Source organism: Actinoplanes sp. NPDC023801 (assembly GCF_040639655.1).
Lineage (GTDB): Bacteria > Actinomycetota > Actinomycetes > Mycobacteriales > Micromonosporaceae > Actinoplanes.
In genome coordinates, this window is record NZ_JBFAAI010000038.1 from 36,567 (window position 1) to 62,898 (window position 26,332).

General features: G+C 71.2%; 24 protein-coding genes and 1 pseudogene. 16 read left to right on the forward strand and 9 right to left on the reverse strand.

What is annotated here, in order from left to right; all coding sequences use genetic code 11:
- The first annotated feature begins 14 nt into the window (after positions 1-14).
- The gene (locus AB0G04_RS39660) at positions 15-452 is read left to right on the forward strand and encodes a GNAT family N-acetyltransferase (RefSeq protein WP_360994350.1); all 438 of its coding nucleotides are present in this window, start codon (positions 15-17) and stop codon (positions 450-452) included.
- On the opposite strand, the gene trpS is transcribed toward AB0G04_RS39660, so the two are convergent.
- Positions 441-1,406 (reverse strand): tryptophan--tRNA ligase, encoded by a 966-nt coding sequence (gene trpS, locus AB0G04_RS39665; RefSeq protein WP_360994353.1) that lies wholly within the window; start codon positions 1,404-1,406, stop codon positions 441-443. The two genes, AB0G04_RS39660 and trpS, sit on opposite strands and share 12 nt — an antisense overlap.
- 215 nt (positions 1,407-1,621) lie before the next feature.
- Here trpS and pepN point away from each other — a divergent pair, with 215 nt between their 5' ends.
- From pepN to AB0G04_RS39700, 7 genes are all read left to right on the forward strand, one after another.
- Positions 1,622-4,117, forward strand: coding sequence for an aminopeptidase N (gene pepN / locus AB0G04_RS39670; protein WP_360994355.1), 2,496 nt, complete (start codon positions 1,622-1,624; stop codon positions 4,115-4,117).
- A gap of 68 nt (positions 4,118-4,185) precedes the next feature.
- The gene (locus tag AB0G04_RS39675) at positions 4,186-5,688 is read left to right on the forward strand and encodes an ATP-binding protein (protein ID WP_360994358.1); all 1,503 of its coding nucleotides are present in this window, start codon (positions 4,186-4,188) and stop codon (positions 5,686-5,688) included.
- 22 nt (positions 5,689-5,710) lie between these two features.
- The gene (nadD, locus tag AB0G04_RS39680) at positions 5,711-6,316 is read left to right on the forward strand and encodes a nicotinate-nucleotide adenylyltransferase (protein WP_360994361.1); all 606 of its coding nucleotides are present in this window, start codon (positions 5,711-5,713) and stop codon (positions 6,314-6,316) included.
- A 40-nt stretch (positions 6,317-6,356) separates the two neighbouring features.
- Positions 6,357-6,752, forward strand: coding sequence for a ribosome silencing factor (gene rsfS / locus AB0G04_RS39685; protein ID WP_360994364.1), 396 nt, complete (start codon positions 6,357-6,359; stop codon positions 6,750-6,752).
- Entirely contained in the window at positions 6,749-7,381 is a 633-nt protein-coding gene (locus AB0G04_RS39690) for a histidine phosphatase family protein (RefSeq protein WP_360994368.1), read from the forward strand. Before rsfS ends, AB0G04_RS39690 begins: the two co-directional genes overlap by 4 nt.
- A 35-nt stretch (positions 7,382-7,416) precedes the next feature.
- Positions 7,417-7,788: a hypothetical protein gene (locus tag AB0G04_RS39695; RefSeq protein WP_360994370.1), complete on the forward strand. Its 372-nt coding sequence runs from the start codon at positions 7,417-7,419 to the stop codon at positions 7,786-7,788.
- A 29-nt stretch (positions 7,789-7,817) separates the two neighbouring features.
- Entirely contained in the window at positions 7,818-8,666 is an 849-nt protein-coding gene (locus AB0G04_RS39700; protein WP_360994373.1) for a DegV family protein, read from the forward strand.
- Between the two features lie 30 nt (positions 8,667-8,696).
- Here the strand turns inward: AB0G04_RS39700 and AB0G04_RS39705 are convergent, their stop codons facing one another.
- Entirely contained in the window at positions 8,697-9,728 is a 1,032-nt protein-coding gene (locus AB0G04_RS39705) for a hypothetical protein (RefSeq protein WP_360994375.1), read from the reverse strand.
- Positions 9,729-9,737: 9 nt separating this feature from the next.
- The gene (locus AB0G04_RS39710) at positions 9,738-10,505 is read right to left on the reverse strand and encodes a putative protein N(5)-glutamine methyltransferase (RefSeq protein WP_360994378.1); all 768 of its coding nucleotides are present in this window, start codon (positions 10,503-10,505) and stop codon (positions 9,738-9,740) included.
- A 252-nt stretch (positions 10,506-10,757) separates the two neighbouring features.
- Between AB0G04_RS39710 and AB0G04_RS39715 the strand changes: the two genes are divergently transcribed.
- From AB0G04_RS39715 to AB0G04_RS39730, 4 genes and pseudogenes are all read left to right on the forward strand, one after another.
- The gene (locus AB0G04_RS39715; protein ID WP_360994380.1) at positions 10,758-11,540 is read left to right on the forward strand and encodes a ComEA family DNA-binding protein; all 783 of its coding nucleotides are present in this window, start codon (positions 10,758-10,760) and stop codon (positions 11,538-11,540) included.
- Complete coding sequence (locus tag AB0G04_RS39720) at positions 11,540-13,903, forward strand: ComEC/Rec2 family competence protein (RefSeq protein ID WP_360994382.1); 2,364 nt, start codon at positions 11,540-11,542, stop codon at positions 13,901-13,903. The genes AB0G04_RS39715 and AB0G04_RS39720 overlap by 1 nt, the downstream gene beginning before the upstream one ends.
- Positions 13,904-14,290: 387 nt before the next feature.
- On the forward strand, positions 14,291-15,274 hold the full coding sequence (gene holA, locus AB0G04_RS39725) for a DNA polymerase III subunit delta (protein WP_360994385.1): 984 nt from the start codon (positions 14,291-14,293) through the stop codon (positions 15,272-15,274).
- Positions 15,271-15,501: pseudogene (locus AB0G04_RS39730) on the forward strand (hypothetical protein); the annotation flags it as partial. The gene holA and the pseudogene AB0G04_RS39730, both read left to right, overlap by 4 nt.
- A 678-nt stretch (positions 15,502-16,179) precedes the next feature.
- Here the strand turns inward: AB0G04_RS39730 and AB0G04_RS39735 are convergent.
- The 4 genes from AB0G04_RS39735 to AB0G04_RS39750 form a co-directional block, all read right to left on the reverse strand.
- Positions 16,180-16,812 (reverse strand): DinB family protein, encoded by a 633-nt coding sequence (locus AB0G04_RS39735; RefSeq protein ID WP_360994387.1) that lies wholly within the window; start codon positions 16,810-16,812, stop codon positions 16,180-16,182.
- A gap of 162 nt (positions 16,813-16,974) precedes the next feature.
- On the reverse strand, positions 16,975-17,586 hold the full coding sequence (locus AB0G04_RS39740) for a tetratricopeptide repeat protein (RefSeq protein WP_360994390.1): 612 nt from the start codon (positions 17,584-17,586) through the stop codon (positions 16,975-16,977).
- A gap of 368 nt (positions 17,587-17,954) precedes the next feature.
- Complete coding sequence (gene rpsT / locus AB0G04_RS39745) at positions 17,955-18,221, reverse strand: 30S ribosomal protein S20 (RefSeq protein WP_360994392.1); 267 nt, start codon at positions 18,219-18,221, stop codon at positions 17,955-17,957.
- 190 nt (positions 18,222-18,411) lie between these two features.
- Entirely contained in the window at positions 18,412-19,416 is a 1,005-nt protein-coding gene (locus AB0G04_RS39750) for a phosphotransferase (RefSeq protein ID WP_360994394.1), read from the reverse strand.
- A gap of 54 nt (positions 19,417-19,470) precedes the next feature.
- On the opposite strand from AB0G04_RS39750, the gene AB0G04_RS39755 reads away from it, so the two are divergent.
- From AB0G04_RS39755 to AB0G04_RS39770, 4 genes are all read left to right on the forward strand, one after another.
- A complete protein-coding gene (locus AB0G04_RS39755) occupies positions 19,471-20,004 on the forward strand; it encodes a DUF4240 domain-containing protein (RefSeq protein WP_360994397.1) in 534 nt (177 codons plus the stop codon).
- A gap of 153 nt (positions 20,005-20,157) precedes the next feature.
- Positions 20,158-20,895: an MOSC domain-containing protein gene (locus AB0G04_RS39760; protein ID WP_360994400.1), complete on the forward strand. Its 738-nt coding sequence runs from the start codon at positions 20,158-20,160 to the stop codon at positions 20,893-20,895.
- A 315-nt stretch (positions 20,896-21,210) separates the two neighbouring features.
- Positions 21,211-23,091, forward strand: a complete 1,881-nt coding sequence (gene lepA / locus AB0G04_RS39765; protein WP_360994402.1) for a translation elongation factor 4 — start codon at positions 21,211-21,213, stop codon at positions 23,089-23,091.
- 81 nt (positions 23,092-23,172) lie between these two features.
- A complete protein-coding gene (locus tag AB0G04_RS39770; protein ID WP_360994405.1) occupies positions 23,173-23,454 on the forward strand; it encodes a GlsB/YeaQ/YmgE family stress response membrane protein in 282 nt (93 codons plus the stop codon).
- 236 nt (positions 23,455-23,690) lie between these two features.
- On the opposite strand, the gene AB0G04_RS39775 is transcribed toward AB0G04_RS39770, so the two are convergent.
- Both AB0G04_RS39775 and AB0G04_RS39780 read right to left on the reverse strand, forming a co-directional pair.
- The gene (locus AB0G04_RS39775; protein WP_360994408.1) at positions 23,691-25,331 is read right to left on the reverse strand and encodes a PAS domain-containing protein; all 1,641 of its coding nucleotides are present in this window, start codon (positions 25,329-25,331) and stop codon (positions 23,691-23,693) included.
- Positions 25,332-25,444: 113 nt separating this feature from the next.
- A complete protein-coding gene (locus AB0G04_RS39780; RefSeq protein ID WP_360994479.1) occupies positions 25,445-26,245 on the reverse strand; it encodes a hypothetical protein in 801 nt (266 codons plus the stop codon).
- Between the last annotated feature and the right edge of the window lie 87 nt (positions 26,246-26,332).

Sequence of the window (26,332 nt, forward strand, 5' to 3'; positions counted from 1 at the left end):
CTAGGGTCACGTCCGTGCTGATTGAGACCCGCGACTCCCTGGACCCGGAACTCGCCGCCCTCCTCGCTGCTCAGCAGTGGGAACTGGCCGAGTTCGGGGTCCGGGCGGGAAGCCGGACCGCCGAGCCGGACGACGCCGCCGAGTATCTGGTCGGTGCCGTGCACGGCCGGGCGGTGGCCTGCGGGTCGTGGCAGGCGCTCGAGCCGGGAACCGCCGGGCTGAGCCGGATGTACGTCCGCCCCGCCTTCCGTGGCCGCGGCCTGGCCCGGCAGATGATCGTCGCGGTCGAGGAGGAGGCGCTCGCCGCGGGCCGGCCCCTGCTCCGGCTGGAGGTGGAGGCTCGCTTGCCCGCGGCGATCGCCCTGTACCAGTCGTCGGGGTACCGGCAGGTGACGCCGGCCGGTTCGGGACTGGTGCGTTTCGAGAAGCGGCTGCTGGCCTCAGTCCAGTAGGCCCAGAGCGGCACGCGTACGGCGTACCGTCGCCTGTGCTCTCGGGCGGATCCGCGCCGCGCCGTCCGCCAGGATCTTCCGGACGTGCGCGGGATCGGCGGCGAACTCGGCGTGCCGTTTCCGGATGGGCGTCAGCAGTGCCTCCACCGCGTCGGCGGCCTCGCGTTTCAGCGCTCCGTAGGAGTACGGGTCGGACGGCTCCCGCCCGGTGCACTCGGCCAGGATGTCGATCAGATTGGTGACGCCGGGCTGCCGTTCCCGGTCCCGCCGGACCACCGCGAGCTCGTCGGTGACGGCCCGCGCGATGGTGCGGCGTACCGTCTGCGGGGGATCGAGCAGCCCGATCTGCCCGGTTCCCTGACTCTTGCCCATCTTGGCGGTGGGGTCGGCCAGGTCCATCACCCGGGCCGCGGAGTCCGGGCGGACCCCCTCGGGCACCGTGAACGTCTCGCCGTAGCGGCCGTTGAACCTGGTGGCGATCGTACGGGCGAGTTCGAGATGCTGATTCTGGTCCTCACCGACCGGTACCTGCTGGATGTCGTACAGCAGGATGTCGGCCGCCATCAGCACCGGGTAGGTGAGTAGGCTCAACCGGACGTGACCGCGGCCGGCCGACTTCTCCTTGAACTGGATCATGCGGGCCGCCTCGCCGAACCCGGTCACGCACTCCAGCAGATAGTGCAGGCCGGTGTGCTCGGGGACGTGCGACTGCACGACGATCGGTGTGCGTTCCGGGTCCACGCCGGCGGCCAGCATCACCGTCGCCTGTTCGAGCGTGTGTGCGCGTACCCGCTCGGGATCGTGTTCCAGGGTCAGCGCGTGCAGGTCGGCGATCAGAGCGATCGACTCGGTGGCGGCCTGCGCGGCGATCAGCGGACGCAGAGCGCCGAGCAGATTGCCGAGATGCAGATGCCCGGTGGGCTTGAAGCCGGTCAGGCGGCGGGTGGTCGTCATGTCCATCTCCTCGGATCGGGTACGGGCAGACCGCGCACTCCGGGAGACCGGCTGAACAGAAACGGCCGCCCGGTCGGGCGGCCGCGAAGTGGTCACGCGTGCAGAGGTAGCCGCCCGGTCAGGGCAGCCACCAGTTGTTGCTGAGAACGCGCACGAGATGCAGAGTAGCCCGCCCGTCGCAGGGGCCGCGCTCCCATCCGGGCATGATTGTCGTCATGCCGACCCTGACCCGTTCCGAGGCCGTCGAACGAGCATCCCTCGTCGATGTCGAGGACTACCACGTCGACCTGGACCTCACCGCCTCCGGGGACACCTTCCGATCCCGCACGGTGGTGCGTTTCCGCGCCCGGGCCGGAGCAGCGACCTTCCTCGAGTTCGAGCCGGCCGACGTCGTCTCGATGACGCTCAACGGAACACCCTTGCCGCCCTCCGCCTCGACCGGTGCCCGCCTGGAGCTGACCGGCCTGGCCGAGTCCAACGAGCTGGTCGTCGACGCTCACATGCGGTATTCGAACGACGGCGAGGGTCTGCACCGCTACACCGACCCGGCGGACGGGCACACGTACCTCTACCAGCACCTGTTCATCAACAACGCGGGCCGGGTGCTGCCCAGCTTCGACCAGCCCGACCTGAAAGCGGTCTTCCGGGTCAGCGTCACCGCCCCCGAGGATTGGCTGGTCGCCACCAACGGGGCCCTCGTCTCCCGCGACGGCGGCCGCTGGGAGTTCGCGCCCACCAAGCGAATCTCCACCTATCTGGCCAGCCTGATCGCCGGGCCGTACCACGTGGTCACCGCCGAGCACGACGGCATCCCGCTGGCGCTGTACGCCCGCGCCGCGCTCGCCGAGCATCTGGAGGCGCAGGCCGCGGAGCTGTTCGAGCTGACCCGGCAGTCGCTGGACCGGTTCCACGAGATGTTCCGGATCCGCTATCCCTTCGGGCACTACCAGCAGGCGTTCGCGCCCGAGTTCAACTTCGGTGCCATGGAGTACCCGGGCCTCGTCGTCTTCCGGGACGAGATGATCCCGCGCTCGGCGGTGACCGACAGCGAACGTGAGCGCCGGGCCAACGTCATCGCCCACGAGATGGCGCACATGTGGTTCGGCGACCTGGTCACCATGGCCTGGTGGGACGACCTGTGGCTGAACGAGTCGTTCGCCGAGTACCTCGGTTCCCGGGTGACCGCCGAGGCCACCCGCTTCTCCGACGCCTGGACCACGTTCGCGATGCAGCGCAAGGCGTGGGGCTTGCGAGCCGACCAGCGGCCGTCGACCCATCCGGTCGCACCGTCGCGGGTCGGTGACACCGAGGAGGCCCTCCTCAACTTCGACGGGATCTCGTACGCCAAGGGCGCCGCCGTCCTCAAGCAGCTGGTCGCCTGGCTGGGCGACGACGCGTTCCTGGCCGGGCTCAACGACCACTTCGAGGCGCACGCCTACGGCAACGCCACCCTGGCCGACCTGCTCGGCGCACTGTCCAAGGCGAGCGGCCGGGACCTCTCCGGCTGGGCCGAGGTGTGGCTGCGCCAGGCACAGGTCAACACGCTGCGCGCCGAGGTCACCCGGGACGGTGCGAACTACGCCGAGGTGGCGGTGCTGCAGAGTGCCCCGGCGGAACACCCGACCCTGCGGCCGCACCGGATCGGCGTCGGCCTCTACGACCGGGCCGCGGACGGCAGCGTGGTGCTGCGGGAACGCCTCGATGTGGAACTGGAGGCGGTCGGGCGTACGGTGCTGACCGAACTCACCGGCAAGCCGGCCGCGGACCTGCTGCTGTTGAACGACGGCGATCTGACGTACGCGAAGATCCGTCTCGACGAGGACTCGGCCGCCGCCGTTCCGGTGCTGCTGCCCCGCCTGGACGACTCGCTGGCCCGCGCGGTCGTCTGGGCCGCCACCCTGGACGCCGTGGTCGACGGCGAACGCCCGATCGCCGAGCTCGTCACCCTGGTCCTGGCCGCCCTGCCGGTGGAGAGCGAGACCGCCGTCGTCGAGGACGTGCTGCGCGCCACCCGCGGACTCGTCGACCGCTACGCCGGCCCGGAGACCCGCCCGGCGGCCCTCCAGCTGCTCGCGCAGGCCGCCGACCGGCTGCTCGCCGCCGTGCAGCCCGGTGACTCGCGTCAGCTGGCCGCGGCCCGCGGCCTGATCGGCGCCACCACCGACACGGCCCGGCTGCGCGGCTGGCTCGCCGGCGACAACGTGCCGGACGGTCTCGCGATCGACGCCGATCTGCGCTGGCTGATCCTGTACCGGCTGTCGGTGCTCGGGTCGGCAGGGGGCGAAGAGATCGACGCCGAGCTGGAACGCGACCGCAGCGCCTCCGGCGAGCAGTGGGCCGCCGCCTGCCGGGCCGCCCGCCCGGACGCCGCGGCCAAGGAGGCGGCCTGGACCGCGATCGTCGGCGACTCCACGCTCTCCAACCGTCTCGCCGAGCGGACCGCGAGCGGCTTCTGGCAGCCTGAGCAGCTGGAGCTGCTGGAGCCGTACGTCGAGCGGTACTTCACCGACATGCCGGAGATGCTGCGGACCCGCAGCGGGATGAGTGCCGAGCACATCGCGACGATGGCGTACCCGTCGGTGGCCGTCTCGGAGCGCACCCGGCAGCTGGCCGCCGCCCTGATCGCCACCCCCGGCCGGAACCAGATCCTGCGCCGCGTGGTGCAGGACTCCGACGACGACATGCGCCGGGCGCTGGCCGCCCGCGGGTGATCGGATTCGCCTGTCTCCACCCCCGTGACCTCGGGATACTCGTAGCCTGTGGCTACGGGGGTGGATGCGTGGAGTGGTCCGAGGAGCTGTCCGGTGGCCTGCTGCGGGCGGCGCCGGACGCGATCCTGGTCCTGGACGGGGGCCGGATCGTGCTGGCCAACGACCGGGCCGGGCAGATGTACGGCTGGTCCATCGCCGAACTCGTGGGTCAGTCCGTCGAGGTGCTGGTCACCGACGAGTCCCGAGCCCTCCTCCCGGAACGCGAGCAGATGATCACGGAGGGCGCGGCCGGGGAGATCGGCCGGCTCGTGACCACCGCCCGGCGCAGGGACGGCACCGACTTCCCGGTCGAATCGTCCACCACGCTCGTCGACACCGCGCATGGCCGGCTCGCCGTCGCTGTGGTCCGGGACATCTCCGAACGCCTGCGTGCCGAGCAGGAACAGGAACGCCTTCGCGCGGAGGCGCACACGCACCGCAGCCAGCGCCTGGAGAGCCTGGGACAGCTGGCCGGCGGCATCGCGCACGACTTCAACAACATGCTCGGTGTCATCCTGAACTACGCGAACTTCGTGATCGAGGAGGCGGAGTCGCCCGAGCCGGACACCGCGATGATCGTCTCGGACGCCCGTCAGGTGATCCGGGCCGGCAACCGGGGCACCGAGCTCACCCATCAGCTGCTCGCTTTCGCCCGCCGCGAGGTGGTCCGGCCCCAGACGATCGATCTCAACGCACTCGTCACCGAGGTCCAGGAACTGCTGCGACGTACCGTCGGCGAGCACATCGATGTGATCTTCCGGCCCGGTCCGGACCTGCCGATGGTCCTCTGCGACCCCGGCCAGATCGAGCAGATGCTGGTCAACCTGGCCCTGAACGCCCGGGACGCGATGCCGTCCGGCGGCCGGCTGGTGATCGACACCGGGTTGCTCGACAACCGGGTCCGGCTGCGGGTCGGCGACTCCGGCCGGGGCATGCCCGCGGACGTGGCCGAGCGGGCCTTCGAGCCGTTCTACACCACCAAGGGCAGCGGCGAGGCCACCGGACTGGGCCTGGCCACCGTCTACGGCATCGTCACGCAGGCCGGTGGCGAGGTCTCCCTGACCAGCGAGGTGGGCGTCGGCACCACGATCACCGTGCTGCTGCCCGCCGGTAGCGTCGCGCATCACCCCGAGGCCGCCGCCCGGCCCGCCACCACCGGCGGCAAGGGCGAGACCCTGCTCGTCGCCGAGGACGAGGACGCGCTGCGCCACGTGGCCGGCCGGATCCTCACCGGCGCCGGGTACCGGGTTCTGCTGGCGGACGGCGGCGCGCAGGCTCTCGAACTGGCCGCCCGCCATGAGGGCAAGATCGACCTGCTGGTCAGCGACGTGGTGATGCCCGGGATGCTCGGCAAAGAACTGGCCGAGCGGCTGGTGGTGGCCCGGCCCAGCACCCGGGTGCTCTTCATGTCCGGGTACGCCCAGCCGATCCTGGCCTCCCAGGGCACCCTCGACCCGGGGGTGGCGCTGCTGGAGAAGCCGTTCACCGCGGGTGACCTGCTCACCGCGGTTCGCCGCCGGCTGGACGGCTGACCTTCGCGGTTATCCTTCTCTGATGTCCGCACGGCGCATCGGGATCATGGGTGGCACCTTCGACCCCATCCATCACGGTCACCTGGTCGCGGCGAGCGAGGTCCAGGCCCGCTTCGACCTCGACGAGGTCATGTTCGTGCCGACCGGCCAGCCGTACGAGAAGGGTCGTGTGTCGCCCGCCGAGGACCGCTACCTGATGACCGTCGTGGCGACCGCCTCGAACCCGCGCTTCCACGTCAGCCGCGCCGACATCGACCGCGACGGCCCCACCTACACCGTCGACACCCTGCGCGACATGCGTGCCGTGTACGGCCAGTCGGCGGAGCTCTACTTCATCACCGGAGCCGACGCGCTGGCCCGGATCATGTCGTGGAAGGACGCGCTCACCATGCTCGGCCTGGCCCACTTCATCGGGGTGACCCGGCCGGGTTTCGAGCTGACCAACAAGCATCTGCCGGCCGACAGCGTGACCCTGGTCGAGGTGCCCGCCATGGCCATCTCCTCCAGCGACTGCCGTAATCGGGTGGCAGCCGGCCTGCCGGTCTGGTACCTGGTACCGGACGGTGTTGTGCAGTACATCAACAAGCGGGGCCTCTATCGGGACTCGGGTATTACCGGGCCGGTGTGAGACGCTTGAAGTCCTGAAAACCCTACCGAGGGGACTCCTTTTGCCCGTCAATGAACGCGCTCTCGAACTAGCCCTGGCGGCCGCGCAGGCCGCTGCGGACAAGAAGGCGCAGGACATCTCCATCATCGACGTCGGCGACCAGATCTACATCACCGACGCCTTCGTCATCGCCTCCGGAGCGAACGAGCGTCAGGTGATCGCGATCGTCGACGCGATCGAGGAAGCGCTGCTCAACCTGCCGGAGAAGGCGAAACCCGCCCGCCGGGAGGGAGAGCGCCAGGGCCGCTGGGTGCTGCTCGACTTCGTCGACATCGTGGTGCACGTCCAGCACGTCGAGGAGCGCGAGTTCTACGCTCTCGACCGCCTGTGGAAGGACTGCCCCATCATCCCGTTCGTCGACCGGGACCTGGCCGAAGCCGGCGCCGAGGCGCCGTGATCCGCCTGATCGTCTGGCGGCACGGCAACACCGACTGGAACGCGGGCTCCCGCGTGCAGGGACAGACCGATGTGCCGCTCAACGACCTCGGCCGCCGTCAGGCCGCCGAAGCCGCCGAGCTGCTCGTCCGCCTGCGCCCGGCCGCGATCGTCGCCAGCGATCTGCGCCGGGCCGCCGACACCGCCGCCGCGCTCGCCGGCCGTACCGGTCTCACCGTCACCACCGACGAGCGGCTCCGTGAGCGCTTCTTCGGCGAGTGGCAGGGCCTGACGATGGCCGAGGTCGCCGCCCGGCGCCCCGAGGAGCACGCCCGCTGGACCGCCGGTGAGGACGTCGTCGGCGGCGACGTGGAGACCCTCGACGACCTGGGTAAACGGGTCTCCGAGGCGCTCCAGGACGCGGCTCTGCTCGCCCCGGCCGGCAGTGTCGTGGTGGTCGCCACCCACGGCGCCGCGGCCCGCCAGGGCGTCGGTCACCTGCTCGGCTGGCGGCGTGAGCAGATGCGCACGCTGCGGGCTCTGCAGAACTGCCACTGGGTGGAGCTCACCCACGACGACGCCCGGGGCTGGCAGATGGCCTCGTACAACGTCGGGGTCCTCAGCGACCGTCCGGTCCCGCCGCCGGTCTGATGGAACCGTCCACCCTCAGGGAACGTCTGAACACCATGCTGATCCGTAAGACCGTCGTCCCCGCCGCGCTGCTTCTGGCGCTCACCGCCGGTTGCGCGAACAACAACCCCACCACCCAACCTGCCGGTGGCGCCCCCGAACCGGCCACGGCCTCCCCGGTCCCGGCGCTGTCCGCGGCCCCCGGCGAGACCGTCCTCACCGGCACCGTCACCGCCGGTGTCGAGCCGAGATGCCTGCTCCTCAAGGACGGCACCGGCGACCATCTGCTGATCGTCGAGGACGAGAAGCTCAAGTCGGCACTCCAGGTGGGCGCCGAGGTCACCGTGGCCGGAAAGAGCGCCGAAGGCATGATGACCACCTGCATGCAGGGGAAGCCGTTCGTGGTCACCTCGGTGGCCGCCGGGTGACACACATCTGAATCAAGTACCTTGCCTGCATGACCATCGCGGTCGTCACCGACTCCACCGCGTACCTGCCGGCCGAACTGAACGGCACGTATGACCTGACCATCGTGCCGCTCACCGTCGTCATCAACGGCTGGGACGGCCTGGAGGGCATCGAGGTCTCGCCGGCCGAGGTGGCCCGCGCGCTCACCGCGCGCCGGGCCGCCGTCAGCACGTCGAGGCCCGCGCCTTCGCAGTTCGTCTCCGAGTACCGCCGACTGCTCGATGCGGGCGCCGGCGGTGTCGTCTCGGTGCACCTGTCCGCCAAGCTCTCCGGCACCTACGAGGCGGCGCAACTCGCCGCGGCCGAGGTCGGTTCCCGGGTCCGGGTCGTCGACAGCGGGACCACCGCGATGGGCCTCGGCTTCCCCGCGCTCGCCGCCGCGGCGTCCGCTCGCAAGGGTCACGACCTGGCGACGGTCACCCGTGCGGCCACCGAGCACGCGGCCCGCGTCACGACCCTCTTCTACGTCGACACCCTCGAGTTCCTGCGTCGCGGCGGCCGGATCGGCGCGGCGTCCGCCCTGGTCGGCACGGCATTGTCGGTCAAACCGATCCTGCACGTCGAGGACGGTGCGGTCGTCGTGCGGGACCGGGTGCGCACCGCCGGGCGAGCCCTCACCCGGCTGGTCGACCTCGCGGCCGAGGCGGCCGGCGACGGTGAGGCCGACGTCGCAGTTCACCACCTGGGCACTCCGGACCGGGCGTCCGCGCTGGTCGACGCTCTGAGCGAACGACTCGGCGATCGCCTGCGCGACTGCTATCTCACCGAGGTCGGTGCGGTGGTCGCCGCCCATACCGGCCCCGGTCTGGCCGGGGTCGTCGTCCATCGAAGAACCTGAGCCGTACGAACCGCGACGTGCCGCCGATTCTCAGGGCGGCCAGGCGGTCGCCAGCCAGCGTGCCGGGCTGTGCGTGGTGGGGGTGAGCCGCGGAGCTACCGCGGACCAGGGGAGGGTGCGGTCGCCGGCCTGGACCTCGTCGGCCTCGGGCAGGAGCGCCGGGACGTTCTCCGGCCAGACGGCGCGGGTGCGCCAGCCCTCCGCGGCGGAACCGAGCAGTTCGATCGGCGCGCAGTGCACGGACGGGTCCGGAGGTTGCCGCGAGTACTCGTGGACGGCCAGCAGCCGCTCGGCCCGGCGGACGGTCTGGTGCAGGGGATGGTCCGGCGCGACGGTGTACGGCACCGTGCAGCCGTTGTCGTCACTGCGGTAGGCCATCGGGGACAGCGGATGCGGGGACATCGCGAAGATGGTCTCCGCCTCGGCGAAGAGAGCCGCGACCAGAGGGCTCTCGGCGGCGGTCACCAGCAGGGTCCCGCGTTCCGGGGCGAAGGCCACCGGGACACCGCCGACCTGGCCGGCCAGCCTCATGAGCCAGCCCGGCAGCAGCAGGTGCGAGGTCCAGTACGAGTTGCCGTCGTCGACGAAACGGACGATCACCGGGCCGGTGGCGACACCCTGCAGCACCGCGCCGGTGAGATTGGCACGGGCGGTGTCGAAGACCCGATCGGTTGGCACCTTCCAGGCTGCAGCCTGAGCCGGGGTCACATAGGTCATGGTGTTCGGTTGATCGATCACGGCGAACTCGGACAGGAACGGCAGAACCGGGCGGCACATCGGTGCTCCCGGCGCGGCGCCTCGCAGCACCGGCCGTAGCAGGGGCGCCGCCTCGGCCCAGCCGGGCGGGACCCGGAACAGGCCGGCGATGACCGTGTCCACGGCCTTGCGCCCGGCCGACAGCGGGGCCAGCGGCAGAATCGTGTGCTCGTCGTCGCCGGGGACGGTGAACCGCACCTCGAAGGGGACCGGGTAGTAGCGCGCATCCCGGATGCCGGCCCGGCGCAGACGCCGGATCACCTGTCCGGCCAGCCGGGCGCGGGCGATCCTTCGCAGCAGGCCCACGGTAGTCCTCTATCGCTGTCGGCGCGCCACGATCGCGCGAGCGTCGAGATCATCGTCCGTGACGACGGTGGCCGTCAATCCGTTCCCATCGGCTGCCGTCGTCGCGGCGGCGGTCTGTGCCTCGGTGATCTCCGAGACGAGCAGTCCGCCCGGGGCCAGCCAGCGCGCCGCCCCGGCGGCCACCGCCCGGAACACCGTGAGGCCGTCGTCACCGCCGTCGAGCGCCGTCCGCGGTTCGTGGTCGCGAGCTTCGGACGGCAGGAACGGGATGTGCCGGGTCGCCACGTACGGGACGTTCGCCAGGAGCAGATCGATCCGGCCGTACAGCTCGGCGGGAAGTGCCTCGAAGAGATCGCCCTGATGGACGCGGCCCGGGTCGGCCAGGTTGTCCCGGGCACAGGCCACCGCGACCGGATCCAGATCCGCGGCGTACAGGGTGATGCCCGGCACCCGGTGCCGGACGGCCAGGCCCAGGGCGCCGGAACCGCAGCAGAGATCCACCACCAGCGCGTACGGGCCGAGCTCCGCGGTACCCAGGCGGACCAGGAGCTCGCTGCGGACACGTGGGACGAAGACCCCCGGGCGGAGCCGGACCCGTACGCCGCAGAAGTCGGCGTAACCGACGACCTGCTCCAGTGGTTCCCCGGCGGCGCGGCGGCCGACCATCGCACCGAGCGTGCGGTCGTCGCGCGCCGCCTCGATCAGGACGTCCGCCTCGTCCTCGGCGAACACGCAGCCCGCGGCCCTCAGCGCGGCTACCGCCTGGCCTCGTGTCACGTGCCGCTCCCTGTCCACACTGACGAGTTGTCCACAGGGCCGCGAGCGGGGGAGCGGAACGCTTCCTACGGTCGGGCCGTGCGAGAGGCGAAGGATAGCGGTGACGTCGTCGGAGCGCGCCTGCGGGCGGTGCTCGACGGGGGCCCGGCCGGCCGGACGGTTCCCGACGAAGGGCCGCTGGACTGGGCGGACGTGATTCCGGCATGGTCGGCGGAGGAGGACGATGTCTCCCCTTTAGGGGACGGCGCCACTATGGGGCCCGGCACGGACGGCGGCGGTTCGCGGAGGTCTTCGGGGGCCGGCGCGGGATATCCCTGGGACTCGGCTCCCTCCTCCGATCCGTCTTCCGGTCCTCCTTCCCGGCGCTCTCCGGGTCCCTCTCCCGATCTCTCCGCCGGCGTTGAACTCGGTGGGGAGGGGGCCTTCGGGGGATCGCGGCGGCAGTGGCTGCAGGCCTTCGACCCCGGGCGGCCCGGCGTGCGGGCGATGGCCGCGGTGGCGGTGGTCGTCGTGCTGGTCGCGGCGTTCCTGGCGTGGAGGTCGCGGCCACGGGTCGATCCGATCGCGGCCGGCTCCGTGTCGGTCGCGCCCAGCCCGGGTCCCGGGCACGGGCCGGGCGCCGGTGCCGAGATCGTCGTCGCGGTCGGTGGCAAGGTGCGCAAGCCGGGGCTGGTGCGTCTGGCTCCCGGGGCACGCGTCGCGGACGCGCTGACCGCGGCGGGCGGGGCCGAGCCGGGTGTGGACGTGGCGATGCTCAACCTTGCCCGGAAGGTCGTCGACGGCGAACTGATCATGGTGGGAGCAGCGGCGCCCTCCGGGCAGTCCGCTCCGGGTGCCTCCGGCGGGCTGGTCAACCTCAACACGGCCACCCTCGCCGAACTGGACACACTGCCCGGCGTCGGACCCGTCCTGGCCCAGCGGATCCTGGACGCCCGGGACGCCCAGGGCGGCTTCCGGGGGATCAGCGACCTGCGCAAGGTCGAGGGGATCGGTGACTCGCGGTACGAGCAGCTCAAAGAGCTGGTGACGGTCTGATGGCGGTGCCCGACCTGCGGCTGGCGGGGTTCACCATCGGGCTCTGGGCGGCGGCCCTGGCCTCGCTGCATCTCTCCGCCACGGCCGGTCTCGCGGTCGGTGGAGCGGGACTCGTCCTCGCGGGCGGGTTGCTTGCCGCCGGGCGGCCCGGTGCGGCGGCCGCCGGTCGCGGCACCCCGTGGTGCAGTGGAACGGTGCGATGGATCGGGGTGGCCGTCGCGCTCGGGGTGGGGTGCGGGGCGGTCTCCACCGCGGCGCAGGTGTCGGTACGGGAGGCGCCGGCACTCGCGGCTCTCGTCGAGGCGGGGGAGACCGTGCGGGTGGAGGCGGTGATCCGGGACGATCCGCGGCCGCTGGCCCCGACCTCCGGACCGCCGACCTACCTGATCGCCGTGGACCTGGAGTCGGTCACCGCGGGGGAGGAGCCGCCGATCCGGCTCTCCGCCCGGGGGCTCGTGCTGGGCTCGGATCCGGGGTGGCGTGCGCTGCTGCCGGGCCAGCGGTTCACGGCGACCGGCCGGCTCATGCCGCCCCGCCCCGGCGACCTGCGGGCCGCTGTCCTCTCCGCCCGGAAGCCGCCGAGCCTGACCGGCCGGCCCTCGTGGGTGCAACGTGGCGCCGGCGTACTGCGGGCCGGGCTCCAGCGCGCCTGTGAGCCGCTGCCGGACGACTCCGGCGGCCTGCTGCCGGGGCTCGTCGTGGGTGACACCAGCCGCCTGGACCCGGCCCTGGAGGAGGACTTCCGGACGACCGGGATGACCCATCTGACCGCGGTGTCCGGCACCAATGTCGCGATCGTCCTGGGTGTGGTGCTCTTCGTGGTCCGGCGGGCGCGGGCCGGGCCACTGCTCTGCGCCGTGCTGTGCGCCGTCGCCCTGGCCGGGTTCGTCATCCTGGCCCGGCCGTCACCGAGCGTCATCCGTGCCGCGGCCATGGGTGCCATCGGACTGCTCGGACTGGCCACCGGACGGACCCGGGCCGCGGTTCCGGCACTGGCGGCGGGAGCGGCCGTGCTCCTGATCGCCGATCCGGAACTTGCGGCCGACCCCGGGTTCGCACTGTCCGTGCTGGCCACCGCCGGTCTGCTGCTGATCGCCCCGGCCTGGCGGGACGGGTTGCGCCGTGGCGGATGCCCGGCCGGGGTGGCCGAGGCGCTGGCCGTACCGGCGGCGGCCCAGGTCGCCTGCGGTCCGGTGGTCGCCGCCATCTCGGGCAGTGTCAGCCTCGTCGCGGTACCCGCCAACCTGGTCGCGGTGCCGGCCATCGCCCCGGCCACCCTGCTGGGCGTCGGCTCGGCGGTGCTGTCCCCCATCTGGCCGGACGGTGCCGGGTTCGCCGCCTGGATCGGGCACTGGCCCACCGAGTGGCTCGTGCTCGTGGCGCGCCTCGGAGCACGCGTGCCGGCCGGGGCGCTGCCCTGGCCCGGCGGCGCGCCGGGCGGGGTGCTGCTCGCCGTGCTCACGGTGGCCTTCCTGGTGGCGGCACGCCGGGTGGTCGTCCGGCGGCTCGCCACCGTGGTCGCCCTAGGAGCGATCCTCGGCGCCCTGCCGGTGCGGCTGCTCGCCCCCGGCTGGCCGCCGCCCGGATGGCTCGTCGTGGCGTGCGCGGTCGGTCAGGGCGACGCCGTCGTGCTGGCCGCCGGGCCGGGGCGGGCCGTGGTCGTCGACGCCGGCCCCGAACCGGACGCGGTCGACAGGTGCCTGCGGCGGCTCGGCATCCGGCACGTCGCGATCCTTGTCGTGAGCCACTTCCACGCCGACCACATCGGCGGTGTCGGCGGGGTGTTCCGGGGCCGGGAGGTCAGCGCGGTCATCGGACCCGACTGGCCGGAACCCGCGGGCGGGCGGGCCGCCGTCGAGGAGGCCGCCGCCGCGACGGGCCTCACCGTTCAGGCGGCCGGACCGGGATGGGCGGCCACCGTCGGCGACCTGCGGCTGGACGTGCTCGGGCCGGTCACGCCGATGCGTGGCACCAACTCCGACCCGAACAACAACTCCCTCATCGTCCGGGCCGCTGCCGCCGGCCGGACCGTCCTGCTGCTCGGCGACGCGGAGACCGAGGAACAGGAGGATCTCGTGGCCGCGCTCGGAGGGGCCGCGCTGCGGGCGGACGTGCTCAAGGTGGCGCACCACGGCAGCGCGCTGCAGGCGACGTCGTTGCTGGACGCGGTCGATCCGGCGGTGGCGCTGGTCTCGGTGGGCAAGGACAACGACTACGGGCATCCGAACGCGGTGCTGCTCGGGCGGATCTCGGAGGGCGGGGCGCGCGTTCTGCGTACCGATGAATCGGGGGATGTGGCGGCAGTCGTGGTCGACGGAGGGCTGGCGGTGGCAGCCCACGGTGAGGGCGAGGCGCCCGGCTGAAGTCCTCGTCCGGGCCCGCCGGGTGCCGGGCTCACGCGTTGCCCCGCCGGTCCGCCTTGCGGCCCGCGAGCGGCGACCCTGACTCCATCCGGCTCGCCCGGTGCCCTGCCGGCTCGCCTTGCCCGGGCTTGCGCGGTGCCCTGCCGCCGCCTCGCGCGGGCTTGCGACACGCCCGGATAGCGGGATTGTTATGTCCTGTTTATGGCGGTATGAAGCTCTATAGGTGCGTTGTCATTCGGGTCGGTTGACGGAGGCATCAGGCCTGGGCAGGCGACTCTACGGGCGTACCCGCATCTTCGTTCGTCGATATGTCTGGTTTCGCATTCGGTGATCGGCGGCCTGCGCTAACGAGTGAGACTCACAGAACTGTCGGCCGCCCGTGCGACGATGTTGCACGTGAATGCCGCGCCACCCCCCTCGTTGCTGCTCGTCCAAGGCGATGAGGAGCTTCTCGCCGCCCGTGCCGTCGCCGAGGCGGTCGAGGCCGCGCGGGCCGCCGACCCGGGTGCCGACGTGCGGGAGTACGACGCCGGCTCGCTCGCGGCCGGTGAGGTCGCCGAGATGCTGAGCCCGTCGCTGTTCGGCGGCCGGCGCGCGCTGGTGATCCGGAGCGGTCAGGACGCTCGGAAGGACCTCACGGCGGCGCTGCTTGCCTATGCGAAGAACCCCGACCCCGACGTCACGCTGATCGTCACCCACGTCGGCGGCGCCAAGGGAAAGGCCTTCGCCGACGGTCTCCGCGCCGCGGGTGCCACCGTCGTGCCGGTCATGAAAATGAAGAAGGACTCCGAGCGGATCGCGTTCGTCCGCAACGAGTTCCGCCGCAACGGTGTCCGGTGCGACGACGCGGCCGCTTCCGCGCTGCTCCAGGCGGTCGGCACCGATCTGCGTGAGATCGCGGCCGCCTGCTCGCAGCTGCTCGCCGACACCGACGGCAAGATCACCGAGGCCGTGGTGGCCCGCTACTACCGGGGCCGGGCCGAGGTCACCGGGTTCGCCGTCGCCGACGCCGCGATGGTCGGCGACCTGCCCGGGGCGCTCGAGGCCCTCCGCTGGGCGCTGCACGTCGGCGTCGACCCGGTGCCGATCGCGGACGCGCTGGCCGACGGCGTGCGCACCGTGGCGCGGGTCGCCTCGGCTGGGCGCGGCAACCCGTACCAGCTGGCCGGGACCCTCGGCATGCCGGCCTGGAAGATCGAGAAAGCACAGGGCCGCAGCCGCGGCTGGACCCCGGAAGGCCTGGTCGATGCCATGCGCGCGGCCGCCGACTGCAACGCCGCCGTCAAGGGCGGCGCCGAGGACCGTGGCTACGCCCTCGAACAGACCGTCTTCGCCATCGCGGCCGCCCGCCGGGACGGAGGCACCCGATGACCAGGACCGTCCGTTCGCGCCGTGCCGAACGCCCTCACCAGCCGCTCTACGCCCGGGTGCTCCGCCTGCGCCACCTCGCCCCGAGCGGCCTGCTCTGCTTCGTCTTCCTGGAGGGCGCGGTGGTCCTCGGTGTCCTGCTCGCCCTCGCCGAACTCGTCAGCTGGTGGGGCGTGATCGTGCTGCCGGTCACCGTCGCGCTGATGGTCAAGTTCAACGACCTGGTCGCCGGGGCACTCACTCCCCGCGCCCCAGCCGGTACCGCGGCGTCGGCCAGGGCGTCCGTGCTGCGGCCCGCCGCGATGAGCCGGACCTCCCGGGCGCCGGGTGCCGCCGGATCCTCTGTCGCGTACGTCTCCGACGCGGTCACCGAAGTGGGTTCCGGTGCCGTCCGTTCCGCCACCGGTGCGCCGGCCTTCGGTGCCGGTGGCCGGTTCGGTGGCCACCACGACGAGGCTGTCGCGCCGTTCGCCGACGAGGCGCCGTCGTTCCCCGGATGGGCCACTCACGGTGAGTGGGCCGCCGGGGGTTCGGGGTACGCGCCGGCCATCTCGCACGAATCCTCAGCCACCGGGTACGGGTCCGACGTACCGGCGGTCGGCTATCCGGGTTCGTACTCCCGTGGTCTGTCCGGAAATGCCTATCCGGCGACTGTCGCTGCCCGCTCCTACGACGGTGACGCGGGATATCCGGTGCGTTCCGCGGCCGAGCCGGCCGTGGAGGAGCCGCGTGGGGTTAACGCGCCGGTCCGGCGGGCGTGGGCCGATGAGCTGGACGTGCGGCAGCAGATGGCGCGCCAGGCCGCGTCCCGCCGCTACGAATGAGCCGGACCGCGTGGTGAGATGCGGCGCGAATCAGGCCGCACGGCACCACGGCTCGATGCGGGCCATGGGTCGCCGTCAAGTGGATCAGGCAACACGCTTGGCTGTGAAGTCCCAGCGCCAGGCATGTCCCCGGCTGTCCGGGGTACGGCCGGTGGCGGCCAGCAGATCTTGCCAGGGGTCATCGGAACGTTCGGCGTGGGGCAAGACTCGATCGAGGCACGGTGCCACGAGCTGCGCCGGCGCTCGATAGCCGATGTGGTGCGCGCCCAAGATGTCGCGGGTGTGCAGGACCACTTCGACGATCCCCATCGCGGCCACAGCCGAGCGGTCGGGGTTTCCGTGCGGATGCCAGCCGGTGCGATCGGCGGGCGCGCCGGCGATCACCGCGACCAGAAGACCTCCGACAGCGTCGAGACAGTCGAGCACCGCTGGTGTTCCACCCTCTTCCTCCGGCCAGAACATACACGCGGGTCGTCCGGGGGCCAGTGAGAACTCCATCAGCGGGGTCCAGCCCTCGCGGCGGTGTGTCCCGGACAGCTGCATCGCATAGGCGCCCAGATCATCCAGGATGTGCGCGATCGTCTCCCGGCAGGTCCAATCCAGACCGGACGCCTGCAGCCCCCACCCGTCGTCCGGCATCTGTCCAAGGCCGGCGCGTGCGTGCTCCAGCGCCGCCGAGACGAGATCGCTGTCAGGAATACCGATCGAGGTCGTCATGCGAGCAGCCTTCACGGCTTCCGGCCATCGGGAATCGCACCTGGCGACGGCGTCTACGCAGAGATCTCGCCCCGCTTCCGATGGTCAGCGATGGGCGCGCCCCCGGCGCAACGTCCGCAGGATCGGGAGTAGGAGGTGGCGCCGAATGGGGCGAACATCCGCTCAGATCGCTTGTCGCGCCTGCTCGATATGTCGCAGGACAGCGTCGGCTTCGTGGGCGTCGGCTATGGCTTGCGCCTGGTCGAGTGTGGCGAGCGCGTCCGGGCGACGGTTCTGGGCAGCGGCGATGTAAGCCAGCCCGATCAGGTTGGCGGCCACGCCCGGAAGGTTCCCGGTCTCCCGGCGCAACCGGGAGGACTTCTCGAGCTGTTCGCGGGCTTCGTCGAGCCGGCCGGCGGCGTGGGCCGCGATGCCCAGATGCCGCAGCGCCTCGGACTGCGTCGCCTTGTCGCCGGTCGCGGCCGCCAGCCGGTACGACCGCTCCAGGTGCGGCACGGCGGTCTCGTCGTCACGCCGGATGAACTGGTGAAGGCAGCCGATCCAGAACAGCGCCTCTCCCTCGCCCCGCGTGTCACCGAGTGCCTGGTACAGCTCCAGGGCGCGTTCGAACAACGGCAGTTCCGCGGGATCCTCGGCGGTCAGGGACCCGGCTTCGCGGGGTGCGCTCTGAAATCTCGCGTGCAGGATCTTCCCACGGGCCAGCGCCGTATCAGCCTCGACCGCGTTCAAGGCCTCCTCGGCGCCCACGAGCGCACTGGTGTCGCCCGTGTACACCGCTCGCTCATAGAGTTCTCTGGCTCGTACGATCCGATCGTCGGTGATCATCGCCGCCCCCGCTGGCATAGCTTCTGCGTGCCGGGGGTGCAGTCTAGAGGGGACACCGCTCGCGTGGTCGTCACCGCCGACGGCAACCGCTCCGGGCCGGGCGTCCATCGGTTCGTGATCCCGCGTCGAGGTGGGGCGGTGATCCACGGTGTGAGGCGACGGCTGCGCGCGTGCCCGTTCATGGGAAACGAAACCGGGCACCGCCACGGACCCTGAGGTCCAGCGGTGCCCGGGGTTTGTCCATGCCGCCCCACCAGAAGGTGGTGCGCGCCAGCGACCGCGTCAGTGCGGCCGTGACCTGATCCGGAGTGAGCGGATCAGGCGGACAGCGAGGCGATCTTCTTGGCGATGGCCGACTTGCGGTTGGCCGCCTGGTTCTTGTGAATGACGCCCTTGCTGACGGCCTTGTCCAGCTGACGCGAAGCGTCACGCAGCAGCGCGCCGGCCGACTCGACGTTGCCCGAGTCACTCGCCTCGTGCAGCTTGCGGATCACGGTCTTCAGCGAAGACTTGACCGACTTGTTGCGCAGACGGGCCTTCTCGTTCTGCCGGTTGCGCTTGATCTGGGACTTGATGTTCGCCACGCGACAGCCTTGTCCTGACTAGTTCGGAAAAATGGTCTCAAACGAATGGTCACCGCGCCGTCGTCCCGCCCGGCCAAGCCGGTACACGAAACAACAGCGTGTCACCACACGCGAGGAATCAGACTACCAGCACGCCTCGGAGCCGCCAAAACGGCTCCGGGCCACCGTTCCGCCGAGGACACGCCGGGCGTCAGCGACGGAACCAGCGCCGCTTCTCCGGGGCACCGGTCCAGCCGCGACGTTCGGCCAGCCAGGCCAGCGCCTGCTGCCCGCTGAACCGCTGATGCTGCCGGCTGTGCGGCGACGCACTGCTGGGCCCGTCCCCGGCCCGGACCAGCCAGTACCCGGCGAGCGCGGCCAGCGCACCGTCCACCCCCTCGTCCGGCGCGCCCCAGGCCCGCAGCACCGCATCGGTGTCCAGCCCGCTGGCATAGGCGCTGACCAGCAACGTGACGGTGTCGAACCAGGGCGCACCCAGGCACGGCCACGTCCAGTCGCAGAGCCACGCCCGCCCGTCGTGGTCGATCAGCACGTTGTCGACACGCAGATCGCCGTGGCACAGCCCGTCACCGGCCGCCAGATCGGGCAGGGCGCTTTCCAGCCCGGCCAGTTCGGCGAGCCGATGCGGGGCGACGGTCTCGCGGGCGGGTTCCGGCATCGGCTCACGGCGCCGGGCGATCAGCGACCACCAGGACATCTCGTCGCGAAGAATCTCCGGAAGGGTGGGCACCCCCACCTCCACCAGCCGCGGCGACGGGTAGGCGAGTGCGGTCGCCGCCGCCGACCAGGTCCGCAGGGCCGCGTCGAGGTCGGCCTGTGACCACGGCAGCGCCGGAACACGCCCGTCGATCGCGTCCAGGCACAGCACGAACCATCCGGATCCGGTCAGGGTCCATCGCGGCCGGGCGGCGGTCACCTCCGCGGGAAGGGCGCCGGTGACGGCGGCCTCCCGGGCGTACCACTGCGAGACCGGGTCACCGAGCGGCGCCGCCTTCACGAAGACGCGTTCGCCGTCCCCGGTCTCCAGCACGGCCGCGAAGGCCCGGGTGAACCCGCCACCTGCGCTTCGCGCGGCGGACACCGGCGATCCGAGGCGCCCGGCGATCGCGTCACGGACCGTTTCCGGCAGGTCAGACCAATCCGGGCGTACGGCAGTCGCGTCGTACGGAACATCGGGCAGAGTGATCGGCCGCATGGGCATCATCCTGCCGCTCGCGTGAATGTCGTACCTCACTGGCAGGATCGCAGCATGCGAACCGACGATTTCTGGGCGGTCATCGACCGTGCCACCGCCGAGCGGCCGGCCACACCCGCCGTGGTGGCCGAGCGCGCCGTCGCCGAGCTGGCCTCCCGCGATCCGGAGGAGATCGTCGCGTGGGGCCGTCACCTCGACAAGGTGATGGTCGCCTCGGGCACGGAGGATCTCTGGGCCGCCGCTTACCTGATCAACGGCGGCGTCGACGAGGCCGGGTTCGACGCCTTCCGTGGCTGGCTGATCGCCCACGGCCGCAAAGCCGTGGCCGCCGTGGTGGCCTCTCCGGACGTGCTGGCCACCGTGGCGTCGGTCAAGGCGGTCGCCGACACCGGCGCGACCTGCTCGGCGGAGGAGGTGCTCGGCATCGCGCGGCAGGCCTACGAGCAGGCCACCGGGAATCCGTTCCCGGCCGGCGAGCCCTTGAAGATCCGGCCGGAGGTGGGCGATCTGTGGGACTTCGACAACGAGGAGGAGATGCACCGCCGGCTGCCACGCCTGGCCGCGTTGTTCCTGGAGCCACCGGACTGACGGCGCCTTGGGCCGGTTGACGGCGCCCTGGGCAGGTTGACGGCGCCGCCTCGGGCAGGCCGGTGACCGGCGGGAGCCGCCGGCGGAGCGCCGGGGTTCGCCGGTTGGGAAACGGGTCGAGGATGACGTCGGAGGTTGGCGAGACTCACGGGCATGAGTGATGAGTCGGGGACGGTTGCCGCGGTCAGCCGGAATGAGGCCTACACGTTCACGAAACCCAACCGGGACGAGATCGTCCTGGTCGCGGGCCTGGGAGTGGACGGGGACGTGCATGCCGGGGTGACGGTGCGACATCGGAGCCGGGTGGCGGCGGATCCGCACCAGCCGAACCTCAGGCAGGTCCATCTGATCCACGGCGAGCTTTTCGAGGAGGTCGCCGGCAGGGGTTACCAGGTCCCGGCGGGTGGTCTCGGCGAGAACGTCACCACCCGTGGGATCGACCTTCTCGGGCTGCCGCGCGGAACGATCCTGCGTTTCGGCCCGCCGGCGACGTCTTCCCCCGAACCGGCTGGCGGCGCTGGATCGGATGGGTCAACGGGAGCGGACAGCCCGGTGAGGGCGGTGCTCGCGGCGGCCGGGTCGGCGACGCTGGATGAGGCGACGGCGCGAGCCGCGGCTGCGGTGGCCGCCGCTGTGGAGCGTGACGCGGCCGACGGTGTCCAGGACCCGCGGCCGGCGGTGATCGTGGCGGGTCTGCGCAATCCGTGTGCGCAGATCAACGGCTTCCGGGACGGTCTGCTCAAGGAGGTACTGGGCCGCGCCGAGGACGGCAGTGTGGTGCGTAAGGCCGGGGTGATGGGCGTCGTGCTGCGCGGCGGCCGGATCCGCCCGGGTGATCCGATCGCCGTCGAGTTGCCGCCCGGAGAACACGGCCCGCTCGAGCGGGTGTGAGCGGCCGGCGACCGGACCGATGTGTGACCGGGTCCGGGCGCCGGGGGGAGGGGCGCTCATGAGGCTGCGGGGCGGTCCCGACGAGGGCCGGCCGGGCGGTCGAACGGGTGTGATCGGAGCTGCCCTCGCGGACGTGGGACGATAGGGAGTGCCGGCCCGAGCCCGGCAGGCCCCGGGCGGATGAAGCCGGAGCCGGACGGAGCTCGAACCCGGCCGGACCGCGTCAGGAGAGCCCGAGCCGTACCGAGGCCGGGTTCGGCGAGCCCGAGTTGACATGCAAGACCGAGAAGACCAGCCCGAGAAGAACGGAAGACCGTGCCTGGACCGCTCGACCCCGGCGTGAACGTGATCGGATCGACCGATCCCAGCCGCATCCGCAACTTCTGCATCATCGCGCACATCGACCACGGCAAGTCGACGCTGGCCGACCGGATGCTGCAGATCACCGGGGTGGTCGACCCGCGTCAGATGCGCGCGCAGTACCTCGACCGGATGGACATCGAACGCGAGCGCGGCATCACCATCAAGTCGCAGGCCGTTCGTATGCCCTGGACCGTCCGTGAGGGCGACAAGCAGGGTGACACCGCCGTCCTCAACATGATCGACACCCCCGGGCACGTCGACTTCACCTACGAGGTGTCGCGGAGCCTGGCCGCTTGTGAGGGCGCGGTTCTGCTGGTCGACGCCGCGCAGGGGATCGAGGCGCAGACCCTCGCCAACCTGTACCTGGCGATGGAGAACGACCTCCACATCATCCCGGTGCTCAACAAGATCGACCTGCCGGCGGCGCAACCGGAGAAGTACGCCGAGGAGCTCGCCAAGCTGATCGGCTGCGAGCCGTCGGACGTGCTGCGGGTCTCCGGCAAGACCGGTGTCGGCGTGGGGCACCTGCTCGACGAGATCGTCCGGCAGTTCAAGGCACCGGTCGGGGACGCGGCCGCCCCGGCCCGGGCGATGATCTTCGACTCGGTGTACGACGTGTATCGCGGCGTCGTCACGTACGTCCGTGTCATCGACGGCCGGATCGAGGCACGCGACAAGATCAAGATGATGTCCACCGGCGCGGTGCACGAGCTGCTGGAGATCGGTGTCGTCTCGCCGGAGATGGAGAAGGCGACTGCGCTCGGCGTCGGCGAGGTCGGTTACCTGATCACCGGTGTGAAGGACGTCCGCCAGTCGAAGGTCGGCGACACCATCACCGGCCACATCCGGCAGGCGAAGGAGGCGCTCGGCGGCTACAAGGAGCCGAAGCCGATGGTCTACTCGGGCCTGTACCCGATCGACGGCTCGGACTATCCGGCGCTGCGTGACGCCCTCGACAAGCTGAAGCTCAACGACGCGGCTCTCACCTACGAGCCGGAGACGTCGGCAGCACTCGGTTTCGGGTTCCGGGTCGGCTACCTGGGCCTGCTGCACCTGGAGATCATCGGCGAGCGGCTGGAGCGCGAGTTCGGCCTCGACCTGATCTCGACCGCGCCGAACGTGGTCTACCAGGTGTTCACCGAGGACGGGAAGGACTCGATCGTCACGAACCCGAGTGAGTTCCCGAGCGGCAAGATCGCGGAGATCCACGAGCCTGTGGTGAGAGCCACAGTCCTGGTGCCGAACGAGTACGTGGGCGCCGTCATGGAGCTGTGCCAGAGCCGCCGCGGCAGCCTTCTCGGTATGGAGTATCTGTCCTCCGAACGGGTGGAGCTGCGCTACACGCTTCCGCTCGCCGAGATCATCTTCGACTTCTTCGACCAGTTGAAGAGCAAGACGAAGGGCTACGCGTCACTCGACTACGAGCCCTCCGGGGAGCAGGCCGCCGACCTGGTGAAGGTCGACATCCTGCTGCACGGCGAGCCGGTGGACGCGTTCAGTGCGATCGTGCACAAGGACAAGGCGTACACCTATGGCACCTCCATCGCCGCCAAGCTGCAGAAACTCATCCCACGGCAGCAGTTCGAGGTGCCGATCCAGGCGGCCATCGGCAGCCGGATCATCGCCCGCGAGACGATCCGCGCCATCCGCAAGGACGTGCTCGCGAAGTGCTACGGCGGTGACATCAGCCGGAAGCGGAAGCTGCTGGAGAAGCAGAAGGAAGGCAAGAAGCGGATGAAGATGGTCGGTCGCGTGGAGGTGCCGCAGGAGGCCTTCATCGCCGCGCTCTCGACATCCGATAGCACTGACACCAAGGGGACGACAAAAAAATAGGGCGGTTTGATTTCTCGGGGGGTCGGGAACTCAGGGGCTCGACGGACGCAACCAACAAGCTCCACCCCCGAGGAGGATTCGATGGAACTCACGCTTACCGGCATCATCATCGCCCTGATCGTCGGTCTGATCGTCGGTGCGCTCGGCCGGCTCGTGGTACCCGGCAAGCAGAACATCCCGCTGTGGCTGACCATGGTCGTCGGTGTTGTCGCCGCGCTGCTGGGCACCGTTCTGGCTCGTGCGCTCGGCGTCGCGAACACCCGTGGTTTCGACTGGATCGAGCTCTTCTTCCAGGTCGCCCTGGCCGCCATCGGTGTCGCGCTGGTCGCCGGCACCCGTGGTCGTCGCCACCTGACCCGCTGACGCGCGGTCTGCTCCACAACGCGATCTGAATCACAACGCGCAATGCCGGCCCCAACGATGGGGCCGGCATTTCGCGTTCCCGAATTAGAAACCGGGCGCGGAGGAAATCCCGATCCGGATGGCCGGTGCGGATGAGAACCTCCGCAATCGACCGCCGGTACGGATGAGAACCCTGCCCCGGACGTCGGCACCACTGGGGGAATCCGGGACGGGAACGCCGGTACAGGCGACCGGCCTCAGTAGCGGAACTTGTGCTGGGCGCTGCGCCGGTTGGCCCAGGCGGGCAGTTCGCCCAGGTGCTCGTGGTGCGGCGCGGGTTCGATCACGTCGCCGCGGCTTCCCACCGGGCGCAGGGTCACGACAAGGCCCTGGACGAGCCGGTCCTGCCGCAGGTCCCGGTACACCATCTCGACCAGCATCTGGGTGCCGTCCGGCCGGGGCAGGGCGCAGTAGACCTTGCCGTGGCCCTCGGAGCGCAACGCGCGGCGTACCGCAGCCTGGTCGTCGGGGTGAACGAGGTCGTCGAAGGCGGTGAGCGGCGGCAGTTCGGTGTCACCGATGAGGTGGTGCAGCCCAGGGCTGGCGTAACGGATCCGGTGGTCGGAGTCGACCACCGCCATGATCTCCGCGGTGTTCCCGGTCACGGCCCGCAGATAGAGGTCGCTGTCACGCCGTCCGACCGCCTCGACCAGCGTGACCCGGTCCAGGGCCAGGGCGGTCTCGCCGGCCAGCACCTCGAGAGCGTCGCGGCCGGCGATCAGGGCCTCCCGGCGGCCGGTGATGACCAGGGCCCCGCCGCTGGGCCGGGCGACGGCGAGCGGTTCGAGCCGGAGCGGGCAGATCAGGGTGCGTTCGTCCGGGTCGGCGGCACTGATCCACCAGCTGTGCGTGCCGGCTCCGGGCGGCGCCGGTGGCATCCCTTCGCGGGACAGGCGCCCGTCATCAGTGGCGAGGATCACCCGGCGTACGGCATTCGCCGGCAGCAGCAGGCGGATCGCGGCCCGTACCGCCCTCTCGACCTCGGTCGTGTCGGCGGCGGCCACGAGCGCGGTGCTGGCGGTCCGCAACCCCCGTTCCCGGGCGAGCGCCTGGCTGTGATGCAGGAGCGAGTCGGCGAGCCTGGTGATGGTGAGCAGCAGCGTGATCGCTCCGGTGACCGCGATGACCACTCCGTTCCGGACCGGCCCGGAGAGTGCCTCGATGATCAGCACGCACGGCGGGGTGGCCGCGGACGCGGCGAGCAGGACGGTGTCGCGGAACCGCCACGGCGCGAGGTGGGCGGGGCGCGGCTCGGTGAGCCGGGTCATCGACGGGTGCAGGGCGGACAGTCCCCAGGCCAGGTAGAGCACCACGTAGGCGGACTCGGCCAGAGGATTCTCGCCGGTCAGCGGGTAGAAGATGTCGCCGGTGAGCATGCCCGCCGAGCCGATGAGCAGCAGGATCGCCGCGACGTTGCGGTGGTCGGCGATCACCAGGCGCACGGCGACGCCGATGAGCAGCAGATCGCCGATCACGTCGACGGGCGAGACGGTCTGGAAGCGACCGTTCGAGCTGATCATGAAGACCCAGACCACGAGCATGCCGGAGCAGGCGAACGCGACCAGGTCGATCAGCCGGGCCCGGTCGACGAGCACCGCGCCGCCGCGGGTGAACTGCAGCAGGCTGAGCGCGACGAGGACGAACATCGCCAGGTAGGCGGCGTCGGCGAAGGCCATCCGGTCGTACGCGTACCAGACGTCGCCGACGGCGAGGGCCGCGACCGCTCCGGCCAGGAGCAGCCAGGGAGCGCGTCTGCCGGGGCGGTGCCGGCGAACTCCGTAGAGAATGGCGCCGACGCTTCCCGCCCCGAGCAGGATCCACTCGATCGCCCTCAGCACGACCTACTTAGTACCAGGGCGGTTGCGCACTGTCCATGTCGATGTATACGCAGAGCAATCGGCGGTAGGACAAGCGATACATTACGGGCAGTCACCGATATTTCCGGAGCGTCTCACCGAAAGACCTCGGCTACCACCTGTGCCGGATCGCCCGTACGGCCATCGGTTACCGGCTGCCACTTTCCCTCCGGCGCGTGCCACTCGAGATCGCCGAAACGTACCCGTTCGAGACCGGTGGCCGAGGCGTGCGAGACGAGCCAGTGCGCGAACCGCCAGCCGACGCTCGGGTCGGTGACCTGAACGGTCAGCCCGGCCGTCTCGGCGCTGCGGGCGTTGCCGGAGAGCTTCTTGCCCCAGTCCAGCCGCAGATTGTTCAGCAGGACGGAGGCCGCCTCGGGGCCGCGCATCGCGGGGGTGTCCGGCACGACGCACTCGACGGCACCGGTGGCCCGCCCGGTCAGCGCGGCGGCGAGAACCTTGGACTCGTCGGCCCACTTCTCGTACGCCTCCGGGTAGGCCGACCGCTGCACCACCTGTGCCGCGTCGGTGACCCGCATGTCCTGCCAGCCCTTGACCTTCTTGAGCGCGGAGTAGAACCGGCCCGCGGCATACCTCGGGTCCTTGATCTGCTCGACCGTGCCCCAGCCCTGGCTGGGACGCTGCTGGAAGAGACCGACCGAGTCGCGGTCGCCGCTGTCCAGATTCTCCAGCTTGGATTCCTGGAAAGCGGTGGCGAGCGCGACGACGATCGCCTGCTCGGGCATGCCGCGCCGGACGCCCACCGCGGCTATGGTCGCCGCGTTGGCCATCTGGGCGGAGTCGAGGGTCACCTCACCGTCGGCGCTGACCGTGCACTCGGGGTTGAGGCTGGGCAGCTTGATACTGCCGGCCAGGCTGTTGATCAGGACGACCACACCCGCCACGACGGCGAGGCTGAGCAGCGTGACCACACCCACGATCTGCTTCGTGCGCACCCACACCTCCTCTGCGGCCGGACGCCA